At 73.7% G+C, this 14,535-nt stretch carries 16 protein-coding genes; all 16 read left to right on the top strand.

The window, feature by feature from the left end:
* Nucleotides 1–13: 13 nt before the first annotated feature.
* The 16 genes from AC3RJ8_RS10930 (at nt 14) to dprA (ending at nt 14,527) form a co-directional block, all read left to right on the top strand.
* Nucleotides 14–1,291, top strand: a complete 1,278-nt coding sequence (locus AC3RJ8_RS10930; protein WP_489712655.1) for an ammonium transporter — start codon at nt 14–16, stop codon at nt 1,289–1,291.
* Nucleotides 1,288–1,626, top strand: a complete 339-nt coding sequence (locus AC3RJ8_RS10925) for a P-II family nitrogen regulator (protein WP_407318326.1) — start codon at nt 1,288–1,290, stop codon at nt 1,624–1,626. The genes AC3RJ8_RS10930 and AC3RJ8_RS10925 overlap by 4 nt, the downstream gene beginning before the upstream one ends.
* Nucleotides 1,627–1,630: 4 nt before the next feature.
* The gene (locus AC3RJ8_RS10920) at nt 1,631–3,466 is read left to right on the top strand and encodes a [protein-PII] uridylyltransferase family protein (protein WP_489712654.1); all 1,836 of its coding nucleotides are present in this window, start codon (nt 1,631–1,633) and stop codon (nt 3,464–3,466) included.
* A gap of 79 nt (nt 3,467–3,545) precedes the next feature.
* Entirely contained in the window at nt 3,546–5,186 is a 1,641-nt protein-coding gene (gene ffh / locus AC3RJ8_RS10915; RefSeq protein ID WP_489712653.1) for a signal recognition particle protein, read from the top strand.
* Between the two features lie 20 nt (nt 5,187–5,206).
* Nucleotides 5,207–6,319, top strand: a complete 1,113-nt coding sequence (locus AC3RJ8_RS10910; protein WP_489712652.1) for an amidohydrolase family protein — start codon at nt 5,207–5,209, stop codon at nt 6,317–6,319.
* Between the two features lie 175 nt (nt 6,320–6,494).
* Nucleotides 6,495–6,905 carry a 30S ribosomal protein S16 gene (rpsP, locus tag AC3RJ8_RS10905; RefSeq protein WP_489712651.1) on the top strand — a complete coding sequence of 137 codons (411 nt, stop codon included), beginning with the start codon at nt 6,495–6,497 and terminating at the stop codon, nt 6,903–6,905.
* Nucleotides 6,905–7,144 carry an RNA-binding protein gene (locus AC3RJ8_RS10900; RefSeq protein WP_489712650.1) on the top strand — a complete coding sequence of 80 codons (240 nt, stop codon included), beginning with the start codon at nt 6,905–6,907 and terminating at the stop codon, nt 7,142–7,144. The genes rpsP and AC3RJ8_RS10900 overlap by 1 nt, the downstream gene beginning before the upstream one ends.
* A 123-nt stretch (nt 7,145–7,267) precedes the next feature.
* Complete coding sequence (rimM, locus tag AC3RJ8_RS10895; protein WP_489712649.1) at nt 7,268–7,810, top strand: ribosome maturation factor RimM; 543 nt, start codon at nt 7,268–7,270, stop codon at nt 7,808–7,810.
* A gap of 1 nt (nt 7,811) precedes the next feature.
* On the top strand, nt 7,812–8,669 hold the full coding sequence (gene trmD / locus AC3RJ8_RS10890; RefSeq protein ID WP_489712648.1) for a tRNA (guanosine(37)-N1)-methyltransferase TrmD: 858 nt from the start codon (nt 7,812–7,814) through the stop codon (nt 8,667–8,669).
* 141 nt (nt 8,670–8,810) lie between these two features.
* Nucleotides 8,811–9,167, top strand: a complete 357-nt coding sequence (gene rplS, locus AC3RJ8_RS10885) for a 50S ribosomal protein L19 (RefSeq protein WP_407318317.1) — start codon at nt 8,811–8,813, stop codon at nt 9,165–9,167.
* A 136-nt stretch (nt 9,168–9,303) separates the two neighbouring features.
* Nucleotides 9,304–10,104: a signal peptidase I gene (gene lepB, locus AC3RJ8_RS10880; protein WP_489712647.1), complete on the top strand. Its 801-nt coding sequence runs from the start codon at nt 9,304–9,306 to the stop codon at nt 10,102–10,104.
* On the top strand, nt 10,101–10,937 hold the full coding sequence (gene rnhB / locus AC3RJ8_RS10875) for a ribonuclease HII (RefSeq protein WP_489712646.1): 837 nt from the start codon (nt 10,101–10,103) through the stop codon (nt 10,935–10,937). The genes lepB and rnhB overlap by 4 nt, the downstream gene beginning before the upstream one ends.
* Before the next feature lie 7 nt (nt 10,938–10,944).
* Nucleotides 10,945–11,244 (top strand): DUF2469 domain-containing protein, encoded by a 300-nt coding sequence (locus AC3RJ8_RS10870; protein WP_106268126.1) that lies wholly within the window; start codon nt 10,945–10,947, stop codon nt 11,242–11,244.
* A 130-nt stretch (nt 11,245–11,374) separates the two neighbouring features.
* The gene (locus AC3RJ8_RS10865) at nt 11,375–11,731 is read left to right on the top strand and encodes a YraN family protein (RefSeq protein WP_489712645.1); all 357 of its coding nucleotides are present in this window, start codon (nt 11,375–11,377) and stop codon (nt 11,729–11,731) included.
* Entirely contained in the window at nt 11,731–13,269 is a 1,539-nt protein-coding gene (locus tag AC3RJ8_RS10860) for a YifB family Mg chelatase-like AAA ATPase (RefSeq protein WP_489712644.1), read from the top strand. The genes AC3RJ8_RS10865 and AC3RJ8_RS10860 overlap by 1 nt, the downstream gene beginning before the upstream one ends.
* Entirely contained in the window at nt 13,262–14,527 is a 1,266-nt protein-coding gene (gene dprA, locus AC3RJ8_RS10855; RefSeq protein WP_489712643.1) for a DNA-processing protein DprA, read from the top strand. The genes AC3RJ8_RS10860 and dprA overlap by 8 nt, the downstream gene beginning before the upstream one ends.
* Nucleotides 14,528–14,535 lie beyond the last annotated feature (8 nt).

Raw genomic sequence — 14,535 nt, 5'->3', positions numbered from 1 at the left:
GGGGAGTAAGACAATGGAGCTGGATACCGGGGCAACCGCGTGGATGCTGACGTCAGCGTCTCTCGTGCTCCTGATGACGCCGGGACTGGCGTTGTTCTACGGGGGCATGGTCCGCGGCAAGTCCGTCCTGAACATGATGATGATGTCGTTCGGCGCGATCGCCGTCACGGCCGTGATCTACGTCCTGTGGGGCTGGTCGATGTCCTACGGCAGCGACATCGGCGGCGGGATCGTCGGCAACCCGTTCGAGCAGTTCGCGCTGCAGGGGGCGATCTACGACGACGCCGGTGCCTTCCTCATCGACGACTACGGTGTCCCGGGCATCGTCGGCGTCGGCTTCCAGGCGACGTTCGCGATCATCACCGTCGCCCTCATCTCGGGTGCCATCGCGGACCGCGTGAAGTTCGGCACCTGGATGGTCTTCGTCGCCCTGTGGGTCACCTTCGCCTACTTCCCGATGGCGCACATGGTCTGGGGTGGCGGCCTGCTCTCCGGTGACGGCCCCTTCGCGTCCATCGCGGCGCCGATCGACTTCGCCGGCGGCACCGTGGTCCACATCAACGCCGGGGCTGCGGCCCTCGTGCTGGCGCTCGTCGTCGGCAAGCGCAAGGGTTTCGGCACCGAGCCGATGCGCCCGCACAACCTGACGCTCGTCATGCTCGGCGCGGCCCTGCTGTGGTTCGGCTGGTTCGGCTTCAACGGTGGCTCGGCCTTCACCGCCGACGGGTTCGCCGGTCTCGCGTGGGTCAACACCACCACCGCGACCGCGGCCGCCGTCCTCGGCTGGCTGGTCGTCGAGAAGTTCCGCGACGGCTCCGCGACCTCGCTGGGTGCGGCCTCGGGTGTCGTGGCCGGTCTGGTCGCCATCACGCCGGCCGCCGGGTCGGTCAGCCCGCTCGGCTCGATCGCGATCGGTGTGGTCGCGGGTGGTCTGAGCGCCCTCGCCGTGGGCCTGAAGTACAAGCTCGGCTACGACGACTCGCTCGACGTCGTCGGCGTCCACCTGGTCTCCGGCCTGTGGGGCACGCTCGCGATCGGCTTCCTCGCCACGGAGACGGGCCTGTTCTACGGTGGCGGCATCAACCAGCTCGCCGTGCAGGCGATCATCGCGGTGGTCGCCATCGTGTTCTCGGCAGTCGTCACCTACGTCCTGGCGATCATCCTCAAGCCCACGATGGGCTGGCGCGTCTCCGAGGAGGTCGAGGTCAACGGCATCGACCTCGCCGTCCACGGCGAGTCCGCGTACGAGGGGATCCAGCAGGGTTCCGTCATCAAGGAGGTCCGCGCATGAAGCTCGTCACCGGAGTCATCCAGCCCCACCGTCTCGACGACGTGAAGTCGGCCCTGGAGGCCGCCGGCGTCCGGGGGATGACCGTCAGCGAGGCCAGCGGCTACGGCCGGCAGAAGGGCCACACCGAGGTCTACCGCGGTGCGGAGTACACCGTGGACCTGGTCCCCAAGGTCCGTATCGAGATCCTCATCGCCGACGAGGACGCCCCCGCCATCGTCGACGTCGTGGTGGGTGCCGCCCAGACCGGCAAGATCGGTGACGGCAAGGTCTGGACGGTCCCGGTCGACGACGTCGCCCGCGTCCGGACCGGCGAGCACGGCGACGCCGCGCTCTGACGCGATGACCGACCACCCGACCACGGGCGGCGGTCCCGCGGAGCAGGCCCCGTACCCCGGCACCGGGGTGCGGGGCCCTGTCGTGGGTCTGCGCGACGACCTGCTTGCCGTCGCCACCGACCTCAGCGGCCCGCGGCGATCCGGCGTCGCCCGTCGCGCCACCCTGCAGCAGGTCGTCACCGACCGGCTCGCCGCCCTCTACGCCGAGGCGACCGCCGGCGTCGACCCCGCGGGGCTGGCGCTGGCTGCCGTCGGATCACTGGGCCGGGGCGAGCTCGGCCCCCTGTCGGACCTCGACCTGGTGCTCGTGCACGACGGCCGCTCCCACAAGCCTGCGGAGCTGGCCGAGGTGGCGGAGCGTCTCTGGTACCCGCTGTGGGACTCCGGGGTCGACATCGACCACGCCGTCCGGTCGCTCACCCAGACACGCCAGCTCGCCGGACGCGACCTGCCCGCCGCCGTCGGCTGGCTCGACGTGCGCCCGGTGGCGGGCGACGCCGTCGTCGTGCACCGCGCGGCCTCGGGGATCCTCACCGACTGGCGGTCGGCGTCGCGCCGCCGGCTGCCCGAGCTGCTGTCCAGCGTGCGGGAGCGGGCGGAGCGGTCGGGCGAGCTCGCCTACCTCATCGAGCCTGACCTCAAGGAGGCCCGGGGCGGCATCCGCGACGCCGTCGTGCTGTCCGCTCTCGCCGCGACCTGGCTGACCGACCGGCCGCACGGCCGGGTGGACACGGCCTACGCGCACCTGCTCGACGTGCGCGACGCGCTCCAGGTCGTCACCCGGCGCCGCTCGACCCGCCTGCTCCTGGCGGACCTGGACGAGGTGGCGGACCTCACCGGCTACCCGGATCCCGACGAGCTGCTGGCGAGCCTGGCCGCGGCCGGACGCGAGATCTCCTTCGCCCTCGACTCCACGGTGCGCCGGGCACGTCAGGCGCTGCAGCGCCCCGCGGTGCGCAGGCCCGTGCTCGTCCGAGGTCGGCGCCAGCCGCCGCGGCTGCGGTCGGTCGGCGAGGGGCTCGTGGAGCACGACGGCGAGCTCGTCCTGGGCGTCACGGCCCGGCCGGCGGAGGACCCGCTGCTGTCGCTGCGGGCCGCGGCCACGGCCGCTCGCACCGGCCTCGCGCTCTCGCCCGTGACCGTCCACTCCCTCGCCGAGTGCCCACCGCTGCCCGAGCCCTGGCCGCGGTCCGCCCGGAGCCACCTGCTGACACTCCTGGGTTCCGGCCCGGCGCAGGTGCACGTGTGGGAGGCCCTCGACCTGGCCGGAGCCGTCACGACGTGGATCCCCGAGTGGGCCGACGTCCGGAACAAGCCGCAACGGGCCGCCGTGCACCGGCACACCGTGGACCGGCACCTCGTCGAGACCGCCGCGCTGGCCACGGCGGTGCGCAAGCACCGGCTCGCCCGCGGCGTGGCCGCCGAGCACCTGCCCGCCGACCTGCTGCTGGTCACCGCGATCCTGCACGACATCGGCAAGCGCCGCCGCGCCGAGAGCTCCGACCACTCGGTGGAGGGAGCGCGCATCGTCCCCGGGATCGTGCGACGCATGGGGTTCGACGAGACGTTCGTCGCCGACGTCACGACGCTGGTGCGCCAGCACCTGACCCTGGCCCAGCTCGCCACGTCGGCGGACCCCGACGACCCCGGCACGGTGCAGCGACTGCTCAAGGTGCTCGACCACCGCCCGGACCTGCTGGAGGTGCTCCGGGCGCTGACCGAGAGCGACTCCGCGTCCCTGGGCCCGGCGGGGTGGACGGGATGGCGGGCCAGCCTCGTCGACCAGCTGACGGGCAACGCCCGCGCCGAGCTCGGCGGGGCGAGCGGGTCGCCCGGGTGAGCGGGGCGTCCAGGGCGACCGGAGGGGGCCGGTAGGCTAGGGGACCGCACGTCATCCACCCCGCGAAGAGGACCACCTGGTGTTCAACTCCCTGTCGGACCGGCTCACCGCGACCTTCAAGAACCTGCGCGGCCGGGGACGCCTCTCCGAGGCCGACATCGACGCCACCGTGCGCGAGATCCGTCGCGCCCTGCTCGACGCGGACGTCGCGGTCCCCGTCGTGCGCCACTTCACGGCGGCCGTGCGCGAGCGCGCGCTCGGCGCCGAGGTCTCGGGAGCGCTCAACCCGGCCCAACAGATCGTCAAGATCGTCAACGACGAGCTGGTGACGATCCTCGGGGGGCAGACGCGCGCGCTCCAGCTCGCCAAGAACCCGCCGACCGTCATCATGCTCGCCGGCCTCCAGGGCGCGGGCAAGACGACCCTGGCGGGCAAGCTCGCCTTGGCCCTGCGCGAGCAGGGGCACACGCCTCTGCTGGTCGCGGCGGACCTGCAGCGACCGAACGCGGTCACCCAGCTGTCGGTGGTGGCCCAGCGTGCCGGGGTGCCGGTCTACGCGCCGCACCCCGGCAACACCTCCGACCAGGACACGGCCGACGACGCGCTCGTGGGCGACCCGGTCGGGGTCGCGCGCGACGGCGTCGCCGAGGCGCGCACCAAGCAGCACGACGTCGTGATCGTCGACACCGCGGGTCGTCTCGGTGTCGACCAGGTCCTCATGCAGCAGGCCGCGGACATCCGGGCCGCGATCACCCCCGACGAGGTCCTGTTCGTCATCGACGCGATGATCGGCCAGGACGCCGTCAACACCGCGCAGGCCTTCGCCGAGGGCGTCGACTTCACAGGCGTCGTGCTCTCGAAGCTCGACGGCGACGCCCGCGGTGGCGCCGCCCTCTCGGTCGCGCAGGTCACCGGGCGGCCGATCATGTTCGCCTCCACCGGTGAGAAGCTCACCGACTTCGAGGTCTTCCACCCGGACCGGATGGCGTCGCGCATCCTCGACATGGGCGACGTGCTGACGCTTATCGAGCAGGCCGAGAAGGCGTTCGACGCCGAAGAGGCCGAGAAGATGGCGGCGAAGGTCGCCGGCGGCGAGGACTTCACCCTCAGCGACTTCCTGGTGCAGATGCAGCAGATGAAGAAGCTCGGCTCGATGAAGAAGATGCTCGGCATGATGCCGGGCATGGCGCAGATGCGCGAGCAGCTCGAGAACTTCGACGAGCGTGAGGTCGACCGGGTCCAGGCGCTCATCCAGTCCATGACCCCGGCCGAGCGGGAGAACCCGAAGATCATCAACGGCTCGCGGCGGGCACGGATCGCCCGCGGCGCGGGCCAGACCACCGCCGCCGTCAACGGGTTGCTCGACCGGTTCTCCCAGGCCCAGAAGATGATGCGCCAGATGTCGCAGGGCGGGGGCGGTGTGCCGGGGATGCCCGGAGGCATGCCGGGCATGCCGGGGATGCCGGGCGGCGGCAAGAAGTCGCGCGGCAAGCAGCAGCCGAAGAAGAAGGTCAAGGGCAAGTCCGGGAACCCCGCCAAGCGGGCCCAGCAGGAGCGCGAGGCCATGCAGCGGGCGCTGGGCGGCGGGGCGAAGAAGTCGGCGCCCGCCGGCTCGGCGTTCGGGATGGGCGCCGCCGACGGCGAGCAGCCGACCGCGGCCGACCTCGAGAACCTCGAGCTGCCCGGCAACCTCGGCAAGCTGCTCGGCGGCGGACGCTGACGCCCCGGTAGGCTGCCGTCATGTCGGTGCCTCACGTCCCCCTGCACGTCACGGGTCACATCCTGCTCGACGGGGACCGCGAGGTCGGCGAGATGTGGGTGCGCGACGGGCGGCTGAGCCTTCTGCGGCCGACGCCGCAGGGCAGCGCCGCCACGGAGGTCGAGGGCTGGGTGCTGCCCGGGCTGGTGGACGTCCACTGCCACGTCGGTCTCGACGCCGGGGGCGCGGTCGACGAGGCCGCCGCGACCAGGCAGGCGCTCGCGGACCGCGACACCGGGGTCCTGCTGATCCGGGACGCGGGCTCCCCGCTGGACACCTCGTGGGTGGCCCAGCGGACCGAGCTGCCGAGACTGGTGCGGTCCGGGGCACACCTGGCCCGCCCCAAGCGGTACCTGCGCCACTACGGAATCGAGCTCGACGACGTGGCCGACCTGCCGCGCGTCGTCGCCGAGCAGGCACGGGCCGGGGACGGCTGGGTCAAGCTGGTCGGCGACTGGATCGACCGGGACCTGGGCGCCGACGGCGACCTGCGACCGCTGTGGCCCGTCGACGTGCTCACCGAGGCGGTCGAGGCCGCCCACGCCGAGGCCGCCCGCGTCACGGTGCACGCCTTCTCCACGGAGGTGATCGAGGACCTGCTCACCGCCGGGGTCGACGGTATCGAGCACGGTACGGGCATCACCGCGGACCTGATGCCGGAGATCGCCCAGCGAGGCATCCGCGTCACCCCGACGCTGCTCCAGGTGAACCAGTTCGAGGCCATCGCGCAGCAGGCCGACGGCAGGTACCCGGTGTACGCGGCGCGCATGCGACGCATGCACGAGCGTCGCCACGAACAGGTGCGGGCGATGTACGACGCCGGCATCCCGCTCCTGGTGGGGACGGACGCCGGCGGCACGATCGATCACGGCAGGATCGCCGACGAGTGCTCCGAGCTCGTGGCGGCCGGGCTCCCGGACGCCGAGGTGGTGGCGATGGCGACCTGGCAGGCGCGCGCCTACCTCGGCCACGGCGCGATGGTCGAGGGTTCCAGCGCCGACTTCGTCGTCTACCCGTCCGACCCGCGCGAGGACGTCGAGGTCCTGCGCCACCCGAGCGCCGTCGTCCTGCGCGGACGTGTGGTCGCGCCCTGAGGGCTGTGACGCGGTCGGGGGTTGGGGCACCGGCGCGCGTCTGGCACAATAGCGGGGTACTCGGCGTGCCCAGGCCCCTCTCACCTGCGCAGGCCCAGTCCTGACCCGCCCACCCGCAGGACCCCACCCGCAGGTGTCCCGGGTCGCACCCACAGAACCAGGAGAGTCCACACCAGTGGCCGTCAAGATTCGTCTGAAGCGCCTCGGCAAGATCCGGGCACCGTACTACCGCGTCGTCGTCGCCGACTCGCGCACCAAGCGCGACGGTCGGGTGATCGAGGAGATCGGCAAGTACCACCCCACCGAGGAGCCGTCGCTCATCGAGATCAGCTCGGAGCGCGCCCAGTACTGGCTCGGTGTCGGCGCCCAGCCGACCGAGCAGGTCGCCGCCCTGCTGAAGGTCACGGGCGACTGGCAGAAGTTCAAGGGTCTGCCGGGTGCCGAGGGCACGCTGCGGACCAAGCAGGCCGCGGGCGACAGCGCCGCCGCCATCGAGGCCGTCCACGCCGAGGCCGAGAAGGCCAAGGCGAAGGCCGCCGAGAAGAAGTCCGCCGAGAAGGCCGACGAGGCTGAGGCCGAGGCCTGATGCTCGCGGACGCTCTCGAGCACCTGGTGCGGGGCATCGTGGACAACCCGGACGACGTCCGGGTCACGGCACGCACCCAGCGGCGCGGTGACCTGCTGGAGGTCCGGGTGCACCCCGAGGACCTCGGGCGGGTGATCGGCCGTAGTGGCCGCACGGCCAAGGCGCTGCGCACCGTCGTCGGCTCGCTGGCCACCGACGGTCCGGTGCGGGTCGACGTCGTGGACGTCGACCGCCGCTGACACCGAGAGCGACGAGCAGCACCGACGAGGCCCGGTCCCGCCACGGGACCGGGCCTCGTCGCGCTTGCCGGGCGATGCTCGGCCGGACACCGGGGCGACCGGCCCCAGGAACGAGGAGGAGACATGGAGCTCGTGGTGGCTCGCATCGGCAAGGCCCACGGACTGCGGGGCGAGGTCGCCCTCGACGTCCGCACGGACGTGCCCGAGGAGCGGTTCACCGTCGGCGCGGAGCTCAGGACCGTACCGGCCGACGCCGGGCCCCTGACCGTCACCGCGACGCGCGTCCACCAGGGCCGCTGGCTCGTCGCGTTCGCCGAGTCGCCGGACCGCACGACGGCGGAGGGCCTGCGAGGCGTCGAGCTGGTCGTCGAGGCCGGCGACTCGCAGGACGACGACGCCTGGTACCCCCACGAGCTGGCCGGACTGCGCGCGGAGCTCACCGACGGCACGGTCGTCGGCGAGGTCGTCGGGCTCGAGCACCTTCCCGCGCACGACGTCCTGGTGCTGCGCGAGACCGGCGGCGAGCGCACCCTCGTGCCGTTCGTGCACGCGATCGTGCCCGAGGTCGACGTGCCCGGCGGGCGGGTCCGGCTCAGTCCTCCGGGCGGGCTGCTGGCGCGCGACGCCGACGCCGCCGTCGTCGACCGGCCCGAGGACGAGGCCTGACGTGCGCATCGACGTCGTCACGATCTTCCCGGACTACCTCGCCGCGCTCGACCTGTCGCTCGTCGGCAAGGCCCGCCGTGCCGGTCTGCTCGACCTGCGCGTCCACGACCTGCGGGACTGGACGCTCGACCGCCACCGCACCGTCGACGACACCCCGTTCGGCGGCGGAGCGGGCATGGTCATGCGTCCCGACGTGTGGGGCCGTGCCCTGGACGACCTCCTGCCGGAGCCGTCGCCCGACGTCGGTGGCCCGGGTCCCGCGGCGGTGCCGGCCGGTGCGCACCTGGTCGTCCCGACGCCCTCGGGCGAGGTGTTCACGCAGCGCCGCGCCGAGGAGCTCGCGACCGAGGACGGGATGGTGCTCGCCTGCGGCCGCTACGAGGGCATCGACGCCCGGGTCGTGGAGCGGTACCGTGCGGCCGGTCACCGGGTGAGCGAGCTCTCCATCGGCGACTACGTGCTCAACGGCGGAGAGGTCGCCGCCCTGGTCATGGTCGAGGCCGTGGCGAGGCTGCTGCCCGGTGTCGTCGGCAACCCGCAGTCGTTGGTGGAGGAGTCGCACGGGGCGGCCGGGCTCCTGGAGTACCCCGTCTACACCAAGCCGCCGCGGTGGGGCGACGCGGAGGTGCCCGAGGTGCTCCTGTCGGGGCACCACGCGCGGATCGACCGGTGGCGGCGCGACCGTGCCCTCGAGCGGACCGCCGCCCGACGTCCGGACATGATCGCCGCGCTGGACCCCGAGATGCTCGACGCTCACGACCTCGAGGTGCTCGCCGGTCTCGGCTGGCGGGTGACGCGTGACCCTCGCCACCTCGCGGGCTCTCGGCACGCTGCGCGCTGGGAGCATGTGGCAGAATAGCTGGTCGGTGTGCCGCAGCCCGGACTCTGCCACAGGGGAGACCGTCGGGCCGAGGACGGTGCACCACCTCTACACGACTTCGGTCCGCCGCGTGCGGGCCCCAGAGCTTGCTCTGACCTGTGGCAGGGTGGGGAGACAACCATGAAGACGCTCGACTTCGTCGACGCGGCAGCGATGCGCGACGACATCCCGGACTTCCGCGCCGGCGACACCGTGAAGGTCAACGTGAAGGTCGTCGAGGGCAGCCGCTCGCGTGTCCAGGCCTTCCAGGGCGTGGTCATCGCCCGGCGCAACAGCGGCGTGGGCTCGACGTTCACCGTCCGCAAGGTCAGCTTCGGCGTCGGCGTGGAGCGCACCTTCCCGGTGCACGCCCCGACCGTGGACTCCGTCGAGGTCGTCACCCGTGGTGACGTCCGCCGTGCCAAGCTCTACTACCTGCGCGCCCTGCGCGGCAAGAAGGCGAAGATCCGCGAGAAGCGCGAGACCCCGGCCAAGTGAGCCGTGCCGGACGGTCCCTCCAGCGGGGGACCGCCGGCCCTGACGGGCGGTCCCTCCTGCGAGAGGGGCCGCCCGTCGGCGTTTCGCGGGGTACCGGTGCGTCTGGCAGGGTGAGGACGTGGCAGACTCCGACCCTGTGACATCCGCAGAGCGCCGCCCTGACCCCGAGGGCACCCCGGACCCCGAGACCGTCGAGGGTCCGTCGGTCGACGCCCCACGGTCCGCAGGAGCGCCTGCGCACGCCGCGGGCCCGCGGGCCCGGTCGGGAGGCGGCCTCGGTCTGCTGCGCGAGACGGCGATCATCGTGGTCAGCGCGCTGGTCCTGTCGTGGCTCATCAAGACGTTCCTCGTCCAGGCCTTCTACATCCCGAGCGCGTCGATGGAGGAGACCCTCCAGGTCGGCGACCGGGTGATGGTGTCCCGGCTCGTGCCGGACGCCCTCGACGTGCACCGCGGCGACATCGTGGTCTTCAAGGACCCCGGCGGCTGGCTGCCGCCCACCGAGGAGCCGGACGACGGCCCGGTGGGCAACGCCCTGCGGGATGCTGCCACCTTCGTGGGGCTGCTGCCCCAGGACACCGGCGAGCACCTCATCAAACGGGTCGTCGGGACGCCGGGGGACACGGTCGTGTGCTGCGACGCCGAAGGCCGAGTCAGCGTCAACGGGGTCGCGATCGACGAGACCGACTACATCGCGCCGGGGTCGCAGCCCAGCGAGAAGGAGTTCGAGGAGGTCGTCCCCGACGACATGCTCTTCGTCATGGGCGACAACCGCCAGAACTCGCGGGACTCGCGGTACAACACCGGCAACCCGGGCGGCGGCTTCGTGCCGATGGACAACGTCGTGGGTTCCGCCTTCGTGATCGTGTGGCCGTTCGGGGACGCGCGCGTGCTGCGCAACCCGGGCGACGTCTTCGCCGAGGTGCCGGAGCCGTGACCGCGCGCGGCGCCCGGCGCAGCCCCACCCTGCGGACCGAACGCTCCCTGCTGGGCGACGGCGCGCTGCTCGTCGGCGGCATGGACGAGGTCGGGCGGGGCGCGCTCGCCGGGCCGGTCAGCGTGGGTCTCGTCGTCGTCGACGCGAGCACCCGCACCGCCCCCCGCGGGTTGACCGACTCCAAGCTGCTCTCGCCGGCGGCCCGCGAGAACATGATCGACCCGCTGCGGCGCTGGGCCGTCGCCTGGGCGGTCGGCCACGCGGGACCGGCAGAGATCGACGCGCACGGCATCGTGGCGGCGCTGCGGCTCGCGGGCCGGCGCGCGCTGGCGCAGGTTCGCCGGTCCGCCGGCGACGTCGACGTGGTCCTGCTGGACGGCTCGCACGACTGGCTCAGCCGTCCGGCCGCCGATCTGTTCGAGGCCACGGACCACGACCCGAGCCGGACGCTGGACGCACCCGAGCCGGGCGTGCGCACGCTCGTCAAGGCCGACCTGCAGTGCTCGTCCGTCGCGGCGGCCAGCGTGCTCGCCAAGGTCGAGCGCGACGGGCTGCTGCGACGGCTCGCCGCCCAGTACCCGGCCTTCGCCTGGGAGCAGAACAAGGGCTACTCCGCGCCGGCCCACCTCGAAGCACTCCGGCGGCACGGCCCGACGCCGCAGCACCGCCGGTCGTGGAACCTGCGGGTCCTCGACGAGACCCCGGCGGGGCCGGGCGCCGGCGCGGCGGGCGACGGTGCCGTGCCGGGTGACGGCGCGGCGGAGCCGACCCTGCCCACCCTGGCCGAGGTGAGCGTCGGCTCGGGCGTGCCCCTGCGCTCCCGGGTGGGATGATGTCCGCGTGAGTGCCGAGGATCTCGAGAACTACGAGAACGACATGGAGCTCGCGCTGTACCGCGAGTACCGCGACGTCGTCGGGCTCTTCTCCTACGTGGTGGAGACCGAACGGCGCTTCTACCTGGCGAACCAGGTCGACCTGCAGGTGCGGTCGGCTGCGGGCGAGGTCTACTTCGAGCTGCGGCTGGCCGACGCCTGGGTGTGGGACGTGTACCGGTCCGCGCGGTTCGTGAAGTCGGTGCGGGTGGTGACGTTCAAGGACGTCAACGTCGAGGAGCTCGCCAAGGCGGACATCGCGTTGTAGGGGTCACGGTGCGCCGCCGCAGGGTCGCGTGGCCCCGAGCCCGTCCACAGGCGAGGGACGTCCACGGGTCGGCTCCGGGCCGTGGACCGCGTGTCGCCGCGGCCCGCAGGCTGGGCGCGGAGGTGGTTCCGTGCAGGCAAAGGACGCCGTCGGGCGATACGGAGAACGGGTGGCGACGCGCTACCTGAGCGACCGCGGGTACGAGGTGCTCGACCGCAACTGGCGCGGGACGCGCGGCGAGCTGGACCTCGTGGTCCGCCGGGGCGGCACGCTCGTGGTCGTCGAGGTCAAGACGCGTCGGGGCGAGGCCTTCGGCCACCCGGCCGAGGCGGTGAACCACGCCAAGCTGGCCCGGATCAGACGGCTGACCGGCGAATGGTTGCACACCCATGACATGCCACGGTGCGAGGTCCGCATCGACGTCGTCGCGGTCGTGGTTCCACGCTCCGGTGCGGCCCGTGTGGAGCATCTGCAGGGGGTCGTCTGATGGGGCTGGGGACCACCGCCGCGGTCGCGCTCAGCGGGATGGAGGGCCACGTCGTCGAGGTCCAGGCCCAGCTCGCGGCGTCGGTGCCCGGGTTCACGCTGGTGGGCCTGCCGGACGCCGCCCTGGCGGAGTCGCGCGACCGGGTCCGGGCCGCGGTGCTCTCGAGCGGGGTGCGGTGGCCGCAGCGCAAGATCACCGTGAACCTGTCGCCCGCGTCCTTGCGCAAGTCGGGCACGGGGTTCGACCTGGCGGTGGCGGTCGCCGTGCTGGCCGGTGCCGGGGTGGTGCCGCACCAGGGTCTCGAACGGGTGGTGCACCTCGCCGAGCTCGGGCTGGACGGCCGCCTCCAGCCGGTCCGCGGGGTGCTCCCGGCGGTCGCGTCCGCCGTCGCCGGCGGGTGCACCGACGTCGTGGTGTCGGCCGCCGACGCGGCCGAGGCCCGTCTCGTCCCCGGCGCCACCGTGCACGAGGCGACCCATCTCGGTGACGTCGTCCGTCTCCACGGCGGCGAGCTGCAGGGCGGTGGCGCCGTCGTGGCGGTGCCGCGCACGACGACGGTGGTCGCCCGGCGGCCGGAGGGCGACCTGCAGGACGTCGTCGGGCAGAGCGAGGCGCGCATGGCGCTGGAGGTGGCCGCCGCGGGCGGCCACCACCTGTTGATGATCGGCCCACCGGGAGCGGGCAAGACCATGCTCGCGGCGCGGTTGCCGGGCATCCTGCCCGACCTCACGGAGGCCGAGGCCGTGGAGGTGACGGGCGTGCACTCGGTCGCCGGGACGTTCGACCCCGGGGGAGGGCTGCTGCGGCGACCGCCGTTCGAGGACCCGCATCACACCGCCACCCCGAGCGCGATCGTGGGGGGCGGTACCGGCCTGGCGCGGCCGGGCGCGGTCTCCCGGGCGCACCGTGGGGTTCTGTTCCTGGACGAGGCACCCGAATTCGCACCCCGGGTGCTGCAGACGTTGCGCCAGCCCCTGGAGGCCGGTGAGCTCGTCCTGCACCGCACCGGTGGGGCGACCCGCTACCCGGCCCGGTTCCAGCTCGTGCTCGCCGCGAACCCGTGCCCGTGCGGGATGGCGAGCACGAACGCCGGGCTGGAGTGCACGTGCACCCCGGTGGCCCGCCGGCGCTACGTGGGCCGCCTGTCCGGACCGCTGTTGGACCGGGTGGACCTGCAGGTCCACCTGGCCGGGCTGACCCGGGCCGAACGGGTGCTCGGAGGCACGGGCGAGTCGAGCGCGGCCGTGGCCGAACGCGTGCGCCAGGCGCGGGCTGCGGCCCGGGAACGGTGGACCGGGACCCGCTGGAGCACCAACGTCGAGCTGCCCGGACCGTGGTTGCGTGAACGCCTGCGCGGACAGCCGGGCGTGCTGGCGCAGGTCGAGCGGCAGATCGACGCCGGCGACCTGTCGATGCGCGGGGCCGACCGGCTGCTGCGGGTCGCCTGGACCGTGGCGGACCTCGACGGGCGGGAGATCCCGACGACGACCGACGTGGACGCCGCCATGCTCTTCAGGACGGGGGAGCGTCGTGGCTGACGGACTCTTCGATGTCGACCCGCCGCGCCGACCCGTGCGCCTCCGCTTCGACGTCGACGACCCCCGGCTCGCGGCCGCCGCGTGGAGCCGGCTGGCGGAGCCCGGGGACACGGTGGCAGGCGCACTGGTGGCGCACCTGGGGGCTCCCGGCGCCCTCGCCTGGCTCGTGGAGGTCGCCTCCGAACCCGCTCGGACCTTGCGCGGCGAGGAGCTCGAGCGTCTCGAGGCGGCTGTCCGGCAGAGCACGCTGCGGCGGCTCGCCGACGCCGTGGGGCGCTGGTCGCAGCGGTTGGCGAGTCTCGACCCGCGGCGGGAGCTGCGCGTGCTGGACCGCTGCGGTGGGGTGCTGCTGACGCCCTCGGACGCCCGGTGGCCGGTCGCGCTGACCGACCTGGGCGCGGCCGCACCGTTCGCCCTGTGGGTGCGAGGAGACCCGGAGCCCGCGCTCACGGCACCGCGATCGGTCGCGCTCGTCGGAGCCCGTGCCTCGACCTCGTACGGCGAGCGGGTCGCCGAGGAGCTCGCGTCCGGACTGGTCGACCGCGGCTTCGTCGTGGTGTCCGGAGGGGCCTACGGGATCGACGCGGCCGCGCACCGCGGTGCGCTGGCGGCGGCGGGCGTGACGTGCGCCGTGCTCGCCGGCGGGGTCGACCGGTTCTACCCGCAGGGCAACGACGCGCTGCTGCGCCGCGTCCTCGACCGCGGCGGTGCGGTGGTCAGCGAGGTCCCGCCGGGCTCGGCACCGTTCCGCCAGCGCTTCCTGTCCCGCAACCGCCTGATCGCTGCGACCACCGGCGCCACGGTGGTGGTCGAGGCCGCCCGGCGGTCGGGTGCCCTGTCCACGGCGCGACGTGCCGCCGAGCTCCTGCGACCGGTCGGCGCGGTCCCCGGGCCGGTGACCTCGATGGCCTCGACGGGCTGCCACGCGCTGCTCCGTGACGGCGCGGCGGTGTGCGTCACCGATGCGAGCGAGGTCGCCGAGCTGGCGGGGGACATCGGCCCCGACGCGGTGCCCTCGCGGTCCGAGAGCGACGCGCCGTCCGACGCCGACGCGGGGGGCGTCGACCCGCGCCGCGGCCTCGGCCCGGACGACCTGCTCGTGCTGGACGCGTTGCCGGCGCGCGCCGCAGCGACCGTCGACGCGCTGGCGAGGACGGCCGGTCTGCCGCCCCGGCAGGTCATGGGCGTCCTCGGTGGGCTGGAGCGGCGCCGGCTCGCCCGTCGTGACGGCGCCCGGTGGCGCGGCGCCCCGCGGTGAGCCGAGCA

It is taken from the genome of Isoptericola sp. MSGPD8_1_ISO-PGPR-S23-394, from assembly GCF_058072785.1.
Note: the sequence above shows the minus strand (reverse complement) of the source record. Positions and strands in the feature narration are given on the sequence as shown.

What these genes read in the sequence shown, in the direction of transcription:
- AC3RJ8_RS10930 (WP_489712655.1), top strand. Translation starts at nt 14, where the DNA reads ATGGAGCTGGATACCGGGGCAACCGCGTGGATGCTGACGTCAGCGTCT.
- AC3RJ8_RS10925 (WP_407318326.1), top strand. Translation starts at nt 1,288, where the DNA reads ATGAAGCTCGTCACCGGAGTCATCCAGCCCCACCGTCTCGACGACGTG.
- AC3RJ8_RS10920 (WP_489712654.1), top strand. Translation starts at nt 1,631, where the DNA reads ATGACCGACCACCCGACCACGGGCGGCGGTCCCGCGGAGCAGGCCCCG.
- AC3RJ8_RS10910 (WP_489712652.1), top strand. Translation starts at nt 5,207, where the DNA reads ATGTCGGTGCCTCACGTCCCCCTGCACGTCACGGGTCACATCCTGCTC.
- AC3RJ8_RS10900 (WP_489712650.1), top strand. Translation starts at nt 6,905, where the DNA reads ATGCTCGCGGACGCTCTCGAGCACCTGGTGCGGGGCATCGTGGACAAC.
- rimM (WP_489712649.1), top strand. Translation starts at nt 7,268, where the DNA reads ATGGAGCTCGTGGTGGCTCGCATCGGCAAGGCCCACGGACTGCGGGGC.
- rplS (WP_407318317.1), top strand. Translation starts at nt 8,811, where the DNA reads ATGAAGACGCTCGACTTCGTCGACGCGGCAGCGATGCGCGACGACATC.
- AC3RJ8_RS10860 (WP_489712644.1), top strand. Translation starts at nt 11,731, where the DNA reads ATGGGGCTGGGGACCACCGCCGCGGTCGCGCTCAGCGGGATGGAGGGC.